The following is a 10,864-nucleotide window of genomic DNA, read 5'->3' as shown; positions in this document are numbered from 1 at the left end:
CCCGCCAAGAACAGCCTGCTACGTCGTTTTACCGCGTTAACGGCCAAAATGCCCTCAATCTCACGGTGTCGGCGGCGGCAGGGGCCAATCAACTCAAGGTAGCCCAGGAAGTCCGAAAACGCCTCGCCGAACTCCAAAAAAAACTACCCGCCGGCTACCAACTTCGCACCGAATACGATGCCACCCAATACATCGAAGAAAACCTGCAACGCATTGGTATTCAGTCGGGTTTTGCAGTATTGATTCTGTTTTTGTTTGTGTTATTGACCATGCGTAGCTGGCGTTACCTGGCTTTGATCGGGGTGAGTATGGCAGTGTGTTTGTTGCTGTCGGTGATCCTGTTTTATGTGTTCCAGGTAGAGATTCATCTATATTCATTGGCAGCACTTACAACGTCGTTGGGCATCATCATCGACAACGTCATTGTGATGATAGAACACTACCGTCGTTATCGGGATCTGAAGGTGTTTGCGGCGCTGTTGGGCGCTACCCTTACCACCTGCGCGGGCTTGGCTGTTATTTGGTTTTTGCCCGACGAAGCCCGCGTTGACTTGCTTGATTTTGCGGTAGTGATGGTCATTACGTTGGGGGTTTCGTTGGCGGTAGCGGTGGGATTTATCCCTCCGTTGATGTCAACCTCACCCCTACCCCCTCTCCTTTCTGGAGAGGGGAATAAGCTACTCCCTCTCCAGAAAGGAGAGGGTTGGGGTGAGGTTATTTACAGGGCTATTTTACGCCTTTTGTTACGTTTTCGCAAGACGGTCATTTTGGCAGGAGTTTTGCTTTTTGGTACCCCTATCTTTTTGTTGCCCAATCAGTTAGAGAAAGACAATTCGTTGGCTACTTACTACAATCCTCTCTTTGAAAATGAGTGGTTTAACGACGAAATACGTCCTGTTTTGAATAAATGGCTGGGCGGAACCCTGCGCCTTTTTGTCAATTATGTGTATGAAGGGGCTTATTTTGGCAAACCTGAACGGACAGCCTTATACGTAGTGGCCGAATTGCCTAACAACAGCACAATCGAACAAATGAATTTGGTCTTTGAACGGCTCGAAAATGAGCTGAAATCTTACCCCGAAGTAGATCGGTTTATCACGCAAATTTACAATGGTCAGCAGGGCAGCATGGTGGTTTATTTTAAAAAAAACCACGAAGACGGCTCGTTTCCGTACCAACTCAAAAACCGCACCATTGCCCTTTCCACCGAAATGAGCGGCATTAGTTGGAATATTTACGGCGTTGGGCAGGGCTTCAGTCAGTCGTTGGAAGAAAACCAAACACCGAGTTTTAACGTACGCATGTTGGGCTATAATTACCAACAGTTGGAAGGCCAAGCCACCCGCCTCAAAACGCTGCTGGAAGCGCCGCATCCCCGCATTCAGGAGGTGAATATTAACCGAGGGATGGGCCTATTCAGCAACAAAAATTTGTACGAATACGCCCTCCAAACCCAAAACAGCGCGTTGGCCCTGCGAAATACTACACTGTCAGGTATATACAAAGGGCTTCATCAACGCTCCAGTCGTCCGAACGCTGATTTGTATACGTTTATGAATGGCCAATACGAATCCATCAAGGTGATACCGAGGCAAGCGCAAACCTTTGACGTATATCAACTCAACCATCAGCCGTTTCAATCGGAATCGGTTTCCTATAAACTCAATTCGTTGGCAACGATTACCAAAGAGAAAGTCATTCCCGAGATTTTCAAAGAAGACCAGCAATACGTGCGGATGGTGAGTTTTGAGTATTTTGGCAGCGGGCATTTCGGTGATAAATTTTTGACCAAAACGCTGGATGAATTTCGCCCTACGCTGCCCGTGGGTTATACGGTCAAAAAATCGGAATACAATTGGTTCAATGAAGAAACCCGCAAGCAATACGAACTGATTGGGCTGGTAATGGTCCTGATTTACATCGTTTGCGCGGTCATTTTTGAGAGTTTGTTACAGCCGTTGGCCTTAATTGGTATGATTCCGTTGTCGTACGTCGGGGTGTTTTTGGCTTTTTATTGGTTTGATTACAACTTCGACCAAGGCGGTTATGCGTCCTTTGTGCTGTTGGCGGGCAATGTGGTCTGTGCGGGTATTTTTATCATTGCCGAATGGAACACCCTGCGGAAGCATTATCCTGAAATGAGTTTATTTGATTTATACCTTCTTGCTTTTCGACATAAAATCATTCCAATATGGCTTACGGTTGTCTCCACGGTGGTGGGATTGATACCGTTTTTACTTTACGAAAACGAACCTTTCTGGTTTGCTTTGGGGGTAGGAACCATTGGCGGATTGCTGATGTCGTTGGTGGTATTGGTGGTATTTTTACCTTGTTTTTTGTTGAAAGCTAAGTAAATTTGATAATTTGATAATTTATAATTTGATAATTTGAAAATGTGATAATTAGCAACTATTTACGTCATCAATGATGAAAACTGATTTTACGTACTTTTTTGAGTAAATGTGTTCATTAGAAGAGGAGTCACCTGTGCGATGTGCGATGAGTTCATTTGAAAATGATTGACAATAAACACTTTGCTGCTTTGCGTGAATTTTAAAATTATTGTATTTAAAAATACTACACAGATGAGAGCGATTTTAACGGATGTTTTATCCGTATTCCACGTAGTCAATCGTGCCTTGATAAGTACCTTTCTTTTTTTGCTTTGGCACACCCTTCATGCCCAACCGCGAACCCTCACCCTGGAGGAAGCGGTCGAATTGGCTAAAACAAATTCGCCGTATTATTTCCGAGCCAAAAACACGTACGAGCGCAGCTATTGGCGGTATCAGAATTTTAAGGCACGATTTAAGCCCCAAATCCGCCTCAGTGCGAGTGTGCCTACTTTTTTTCGTTCCATCAATCCCGTTACTCAACCCGACGGTTCCATCGAATTCAGGAAAGTCAATCAGGCGAATAATTCTGTGGGCATCAATGTGGTTCAAAACGTAGGATTAACGGGCGGGCAGCTGCGTTTTGGGACGGCATTGCAGCGAACTGATAATTTTTTAGCGGGGCAGGCCAGTTATTTTCTTTCTTCTCCTTTTACACTTTCTTATGACCAAAGCTCGCTGCTCTACAATGAGCTTAAATGGCGAAAACTCATTGAACCATTGACTTTTGAAACCGCTCAACGAGGTTACATGGAAGACTTAGAAGAAACGGGTCTAAAAGCCGTAGGATTGTTTTTTGAAGGACTGACGGTGCAGGTGGCGGTCGAAATTTCACAAACCAACCAAGCTAATACGGATACACTTTACAAAATTTCTAAAGAACGCTTTTCGATTGGAAAACTCACAGAAAATGAACTTCTCCAATTGGAACTCAATACGCTCAATGCCCAAAATCAGGTCAACGAAGCGAAAGTAAATCTGGAAATTGCGTCCCAAAATTTGAAACGGATTTTGGGCTTGCCCTTAACTGAGCAACTTGTTTATACCATTCCGCCCCCAATTCCCGCTCTGACCATTTCGCCTGAAGTGGCATTGATCGAAGCAAAAAACAATCGAAAAGCATTGGTTGACTTTAAAAATCAACGCTTAGAAGCCGACCGACAGATTGCGGAGGCCAAAGGAGCTAATAGTATTAATTTGGGGGTGATTGCCAACGTCGGAACGCAACAAACGGCTGCCCGCTTGGGAGATTCCTACAGCAATTTACAAAGCCGACAGTACGTGGGGGTAAATATAGACGTTCCGATTCAGGATTGGGGGTATCGCAAATCACAAATTAAATTGGCAAAAGCCAACCGCGAATTGGTAGAAGTGACTGTAAAGCAGGAGGAAATCAATTTTGAACAGGAGATTTATTTGCAAGCCTTACGTTTTAATCAGCAAAACAGTCAATTGATGGTTGCCCAAAAAGCGGATACTATTGCGCATCGTCGTTTAGAGATTACGAAGCAACGGTATCTTTTAGGGAAAATATCAACCACTGACCTTAACATTGCCCTCAACGAAACGGTACAGGCCCGGCAGAATTTTGTGAATGTGCTAAAAACCTATTGGACTTCCTTTTATACCTTACGCCGATTAACGCTTTTTGATTTTAGCCGAAACGAAAAAATAACTTATGAGGTAGAGCGTTTCTGAGTTTATCTTTGCAGGATGCGTTATTTTATAGAACTGAGTTATAAAGGAACCCATTTTCACGGCTGGCAGAAGCAGCCGAATGCGCCTACTATTCAGGAAGAATTAGAAAAAGCGTTTGGAGTCCTGTTTCGTCAATCCGTTGAAATTGTAGGAAGCAGCCGTACCGATGCGGGAGTTCATGCCGAACAGCAATTTGCCCACCTTGATTGGCAATCAGAAATCGCCTCTATGGAACGTCTTATTCTGGGTCTTAACAGTGTTTTGCCCCAAGACATAGCTGTCAAACAACTGATAGCTGTAGAAAATGATATTCATTCTCGGTTTGCAGCTACGCATCGCTGTTATGAGTATCGGATGATTCGACAAAAGAACCCATTTCTCCCCGATTTGGCTTACCACTTTCGACCCGCATTGGACATGAACAAGATGAATGAAGCGGCTGAATTGTTGCTGGAGTATACTGATTTTGAGTGTTTTAGTAAAATACACACAGAAGTGAAGACTTTTTTGTGCCAAATTGAATATGCTTATTGGCAGGAAACTCCGAATGGTCTCACTTTTTACATCAAAGCCAATCGATTTCTGAGGGGAATGGTACGAGCCATTGTAGGAACGTTGTTGGAAATTGGACGAGGACGAATGACCATAGTGCAATTTGAACAAATTATATTGTCCAAAAATCGTAAAAATGCGGGTGCTCAAGCTCCTGCGTGTGGGTTATTTCTGACGGAAGTCGGATATGAATGGGAGAAAATAGTAAGCAGGCCGGAATAAGCAGTTGGCGGCAAAAATGAAACACTAACCAAAACATAAAAAGCCATTGAATAATATCGGAATTATCATTTTAGCGGCGGGTGAATCCAAGCGAATGGGCTCGCCAAAACAATTATTGGACATTGATGGAAAGAGTCTGATTCGTCGTACAGCGGAGGTGGCATTGGCAACCGACTGTTATCCGGTAGTATTGGTGATTGGGGCAAATAAAACTCAAATAGCGCCCGAAATCATTGACCTTCCTCTGACTGTCATAGATAATCCCATGTGGCATGAAGGGATGTCGGCGTCGGTCAAAATGGGGATGGCGGGGATGTATATGACTTATAAAGACGTAAAAGCAGTTATCATGTTGGTGTGCGATCAGCCCTATTTATCTGTATCGTTGTTGGATCGAATGGTAGAGATTTATCAGAAAAAAAAGCCACCTATCGTCGCATGCAAATACGGTGAACAAGTGGGCGTTCCTGCATTGTTTGACCGTACTTTATTTGAAGAATTGCTTACGCTTACCGGTGATAAAGGAGCAAAGCCATTATTGATGAGTCACTTAGACGAAACCCACCTGATTTCTTTTGAAGCAGGCAGTATAGATTTGGATACCCGGGAAGATTATGAGATCTTTCAAAAGGGATAATATAATAGGTAGAGACGTAATTATTGCGTCATTACATACAATTACCGAAATGTTGTATTGTAAAATCCGGTCTCCTCACAATAAAGTCGCTTTAAAAAGCAGATTTGTCGCTGAATACAGGTGTTCGTTTGATTTTTTTCTATTTTTGAGAAATAACGTAGAGACGCCGCATCGGCACGCGGGGCGGCCCGTGCCGTCCGTCGTTGCGGGACCGAATATTTTGCATCTCGAAAATTAATAACCTAATCATCAATAAACTAAACCAAGTATGAAAAGAAGGGATTTTATCCGGTCGTCGGGCATGGGGCTAGGCGCTGTGATTGGAGCATCCATTCCCGTCTTAGGTCACGCAGTATCTATTGAACAGATGCTCGAACCCAAAGCCGACGCTGCCATGAAGAAAAAACTGGCCGACGTTGCTCTCAACGTAGCGAAGTCGAAAGGAGCTACCTACACCGATGTGCGCATTGGCCGCTACCTCCAACAGTATTTATTCACACGTGAAACTCGGGTGCAAAACATCGTCAATGCGGAATCGTACGGCGTAGGTATCCGTGTAATTGCAAACGGCACGTGGGGGTTTTCTGCAACGAGTGATGTGAGTGAGGCCGGGATTGCCAAATGTGCCGAAACGGCCGTTGCCATTGCCAAAGCTAACTCGAAAATCCAGACGGAGCCGGTCGTATTGGCACCTCAAAAAGGAGTAGGAGAAGTGGTTTGGAAAACACCCATCCAAAAGAACGCTTTCCAAATTCCCATTCAGGAAAAGATTGATTTGTTGATGAAAGTGAACGGGGAAGCGATGAAAAACGGAGCTGGGTTTGTCACTTCCAACCTGTTTTTTGTCAACGAACAAAAATATTTCGCTTCTACCGATGGTTCGTATATTGATCAGGATATTCACCGCATTTGGCCAACTTTTACCGTAACCGCGGTAAATAAGCAGGCTGGTAAGTTTAAAAGCCGCGACGCTATCAGCTCGCCCATGGGAATGGGATATGAGTATTTGGATGGTTTGGCAAGCGAAAAAATCGCCGGGCCCAATGGATTGGTAGGCTATCGTAATTCGTACGACATGGTCGAAGATGCCATTACAGCCTCCAAACAAGCCAAAGAGAAAATGACCGCTAAGTCTGTGTTGCCGGGTAAATATGACCTGGTACTGGACCCCAATCACTTAGGATTAACCATCCACGAGTCGGTAGGTCACCCTACGGAGCTGGATCGCGTTTTGGGTTACGAGGCCAACTACGCAGGAACAAGCTTTGCGACTTTGGATAAATGGAAAACAAAGAGTTTCAACTATGGCAGTAAGCAGGTAAACATTGTAGCCGATAAAATTCAACCTCATACGCTGGGCACGGTTGGTTATGACGACGAAGGGGTTCCCTGCAAAGAATGGGATTTGATCAAAGACGGTATTTTGGTAAACTATCAAGCTACGCGCGACCAAGTCAATATTTTGGGCGAGACAGCATCCCACGGTTGTTGTTATGCTGACAACTGGAATTCGGTACAGTTTCAACGAATGCCCAATGTTTCGCTGCGCCCGGGTAAAGACAAATTGAATGTCATGGAAATGATTAAGGGTGTTGACAAAGGAATTTACATCATCGGTCGGGGGTCGTATTCAATTGACCAACAGCGGTATAACTTCCAATTTGGCGGGCAGTTGTTTTACGAAATCAAAAACGGAGAAATCGTAGGTATGTTGGACGACGTAGCCTATCAGTCAAACACCCAAGAGTTTTGGAACTCTTGCGCGCAGATTTGTGACAAAGATGATTACCGCACCTTTGGGTCGTTTTTCGACGGAAAAGGGCAACCTTCTCAGGTAAGTGCTGTCTCACACGGAAGTGCAACCACTCGCTTCAACGGAGTCAACGTCATCAACACCGGCAGAAACATCGGATAACTAAAAAACGACATCAACAATGGCTATTTTAACGAAAGAAGAAGCTAAAAAGATAATAGATAAGGTGTTGGCGTTTTCAAAAGCCGACGAAATGAGCGTGATTCTGACGGGCAGCCGTACAGGAAACATCCGCTATGCACGTAACACAGTTTCTACCAGTGGTGAGTCGTACGACTTGGCTCTGGCAGTGACGGCGGTATTTGGCAAACGTTCAGGGTCTTCTACCATCAATGAGTTTGATGAGCAATCGTTGGAAAAAACGGTTCGGAGAGCGGAAGAAATTGCTAAGCTCGCCCCTGAAAATCCTGAATATATGCCAATGTTGGAGCCACAGACTTATTCAGAGAGTCCCACTTTTGTCCAAAGTACGGCAAATATTGACCCGGCTTATCGCGCTCAGGTTGCTTTTGACAGCATTGACCCCTGTAAAAAGAAGAACTTAACGGCCGCAGGATATTTGGAAGATACGACCGAATTTGTGGCCATGGGCAACAGCAAAGGGCTTTTTGGGTATAACAAATCTACGTCAGTCGATTTTTCGGTGACGGTAAGAACCGCCGATGGAAGCGGCTCCGGTTACGTAGCCCGCGATTTTAACGATACGTCTAAATTGAACGCCAAATCAGCCACGGAGATTGCCATGCAAAAGGCGATGGCATCGGTTACTGCGAAAGCCATTGAACCGGGAAAATACACCGTCATTCTTGAACCTACGGCGGCGCTTGATCTGATTCAAAACATGATGCGCAGCATTGATGCCCGCAGCGCAGACGAAGGCCGAAGCTTTTTAAGTAAAAAAGGGGGAGGAACTCGTTTGGGTGAAAAACTTTTTGACGAACGGGTAACTATTTACTCTGATCCTACGCATCCAGATATTCCAAAAGCCGGTTTTGATACGCCAAGAGGAAGAGCAGGCGGCGGCGGTGGAGGTGGCGGCGGTGGTGCTTCGGGTGAAGGCCGTCCGCAGGAAAAAACGATTTGGGTTGATAAAGGAGTGGTCAAAAATATGGCGTATTCGCGCTATTGGGCTCAAAAACAAGGGGTGAAAGGCGTACCGTCACCACAGGGTTTTATTATGCAGGGAGGAACTCAATCATTGGCCGACCTTATAAAAAGCACCGAAAAAGGAATTTTAGTGACTCGCTTTTGGTACATCCGTGCTGTAGATCCTCAAACACAACTTTACACGGGTCTGACCCGCGACGGGACTTTTTACATTGAGAACGGTCAAATCAAATTCCCTGTCAAAAACTTCCGTTTTAACGAGAGTCCGGTCATCATGTTGAACAATTTAGAAGCGATGGGAATTCCTACACGCGTCAATGGTAACATGATTCCTCCGCTGAAAATCAGGGATTTCACCTTTACAAGTTTGTCAGACGCAGTCTAATCAGTAGTGTAAAGGTGAAGGTGTAAAGTGTAGGGGGGAGTTGATTAAGTTATTACCCGTGACAAGGTCAGATGATAGTCAGACCTTGTCACTTTAACCTTTACACCCTAACCTTTTCACTTTTCCTTGCCGTTTATCAAAATCCCCCTGACCAGGGGAGAAATAAGACTATATTTATCAGGAATTTTGCTCGTCAGGGAAAAACAAACTTTCCGAATTCATTCGGAAAGTTTGTTTTAAAATCGACAATTGGCATTCTGCAATCGAAACTATTAATTACCCATACAACCAACTATAAACTGAATTAGCCTTGAAAAGAAGAGATTTTATGCAATTATCGGGCATGGGATTTGGTGCAATGATGTTGCCCAATGTCCCCATCGTGGGAAACTATGTTTCTCAGGAAGCCCTTTTGGAAAGCGGCATTGATGTTGCTCTCAAAAAACGTCTGGCAGATGCGGCTCTTAATGCAGCCAAGTCCAAAGGAGCTACTTACACCGATGTGCGCATCGGGCGTTATTTACAGCAATTTGTTGTTACGCGCGAAGACAAAGTACAAAACATCGTCAACACCGAATCGTATGGAGTAGGGGTGCGGGTCATTGCCAACGGCTGTTGGGGATTTGCCGCTGTAGTGGATGCCAAAAGCGAAGCCGATACCGCCAAAGCAGCCGAAGAAGCCGTGGCTATTGCCAAAGCCAATGCCCGATTGATGAAACAACCGGTTCAATTGGCACCTCAGAAAGGGTACGGCGAAGTAAGTTGGAAAGCGCCTATTCAGAAAAATGCCTTTGAAATTCCAATCAAAGAAAAAGTGGATTTGCTTTTGGGGGTCAACGATGCCGCTTTGAAAAATGGGGCGAATTACGTGAATTCGGTGCTGTTTATGGTAAACGAACAAAAGTATTTTGCTTCTTCCGACGGCTCTTACATTGATCAGGACATCCATCGCATTTGGCCCATTTTTGCCGTAACTACCATTGACCCAAAAACGGGAAAGTTTGAAACACGCCAATCCCTGAGCGCACCCGTCGGAATGGGCTATGAGTACCTGCAAGTGAATCCCAAAGACAAAGTAACGGGCATTACCACCCGCTACAACAAGGGATATGACATGTTAGAAGATGTAATATCGGCGGCCAAACAAACCAAAGAAAAATTGGCCGCTAAATCGGTGGAAGCGGGGAAATACGATTTGGTACTCGACCCTTCCCACCTTTGGTTGACCATTCACGAATCTGTAGGTCACCCATTGGAATTGGATCGAGTGTTGGGTTATGAAGCTAATTTTGCAGGGACGAGCTTTGCAACCTTGGACAAATGGCAAAGTAAGAACTTCAATTATGGCAGCAAAGAGGTAAACCTGTTTGCCGATAAAACCCAAGTAGGTTCATTGGGGGCAGTAGGTTGGGACGATGAAGGAGTAGAAACCAAAAAGTGGGATTTGGTAAAAGAGGGAACGTTGGTCAACTACCAGGCCATTCGTGACCAAGTGCATATCATTGGAGAAAAAGAATCGCAAGGTTGCTGTTATGCAGACAGTTGGAGTTCGGTACAGTTTCAACGCATGGCTAACGTTTCTCTGGCGGCGGGCAAAACACCGCTTTCGGTCAGCGAGATGATTAAGGATGTGAAAAAAGGAATCTATATTATTGGAGACGGTTCATTTTCGATTGATCAACAGCGATATAACTTCCAGTTTGGGGGACAATTGTATTACGAAATTAAGGATGGTCAGATTGCGGGTATGCTCAAAGATGTGGCGTATCAATCCAACACGCAGGAGTTCTGGAATTCATGTGTGAAAGTCTGTGACGAGCGCGATTATCGTTTAGGCGGTTCTTTCTTTGACGGAAAAGGACAGCCGCAACAGGTAAGTGCCGTTTCCCACGGAAGTTCGACGGCTCGTTTTAACGGCGTAAATGTCATCAATACCGCTCGTAAGATTTAATTTTTAATGTTCGATTTCCAATGGCCAATTGTCGATTTAGATATTGACAACGCGCGGGTGGCCCCGTCGAACATCGGCAATCGACAATCGACAATCCAACAAAAAC

The 10,864-nt window shown here is 44.9% G+C and carries 7 protein-coding genes; all 7 read left to right on the top strand.

Annotation, left to right across the window (positions count from 1 at the left end):
- The coding region (locus Q0081_RS08615; protein ID WP_298351496.1) for an efflux RND transporter permease subunit at nt 1-2,354 on the top strand (2,354 nt) is incomplete at its 5' end.
- A 231-nt stretch (nt 2,355-2,585) separates the two neighbouring features.
- Complete coding sequence (locus tag Q0081_RS08610) at nt 2,586-4,091, top strand: TolC family protein (RefSeq protein ID WP_298351495.1); 1,506 nt, start codon at nt 2,586-2,588, stop codon at nt 4,089-4,091.
- A 15-nt stretch (nt 4,092-4,106) separates the two neighbouring features.
- Nucleotides 4,107-4,865 carry a tRNA pseudouridine(38-40) synthase TruA gene (truA, locus tag Q0081_RS08605; RefSeq protein ID WP_298351493.1) on the top strand — a complete coding sequence of 253 codons (759 nt, stop codon included), beginning with the start codon at nt 4,107-4,109 and terminating at the stop codon, nt 4,863-4,865.
- A gap of 46 nt (nt 4,866-4,911) precedes the next feature.
- A complete protein-coding gene (locus tag Q0081_RS08600; protein ID WP_298351490.1) occupies nt 4,912-5,502 on the top strand; it encodes a nucleotidyltransferase family protein in 591 nt (196 codons plus the stop codon).
- A 268-nt stretch (nt 5,503-5,770) separates the two neighbouring features.
- Nucleotides 5,771-7,417 carry a TldD/PmbA family protein gene (locus Q0081_RS08595; RefSeq protein ID WP_298351488.1) on the top strand — a complete coding sequence of 549 codons (1,647 nt, stop codon included), beginning with the start codon at nt 5,771-5,773 and terminating at the stop codon, nt 7,415-7,417.
- A 19-nt stretch (nt 7,418-7,436) separates the two neighbouring features.
- On the top strand, nt 7,437-8,807 hold the full coding sequence (locus Q0081_RS08590) for a TldD/PmbA family protein (RefSeq protein WP_298351486.1): 1,371 nt from the start codon (nt 7,437-7,439) through the stop codon (nt 8,805-8,807).
- Between the two features lie 310 nt (nt 8,808-9,117).
- On the top strand, nt 9,118-10,758 hold the full coding sequence (locus Q0081_RS08585) for a TldD/PmbA family protein (RefSeq protein ID WP_298351484.1): 1,641 nt from the start codon (nt 9,118-9,120) through the stop codon (nt 10,756-10,758).
- The last annotated feature ends 106 nt before the right edge of the window (nt 10,759-10,864 follow it).

This window comes from Runella sp. (genome assembly GCF_027484545.1).
Lineage (GTDB): Bacteria > Bacteroidota > Bacteroidia > Cytophagales > Spirosomataceae > Runella.
This window is presented reverse-complemented; position numbering and strand designations above follow the sequence as displayed.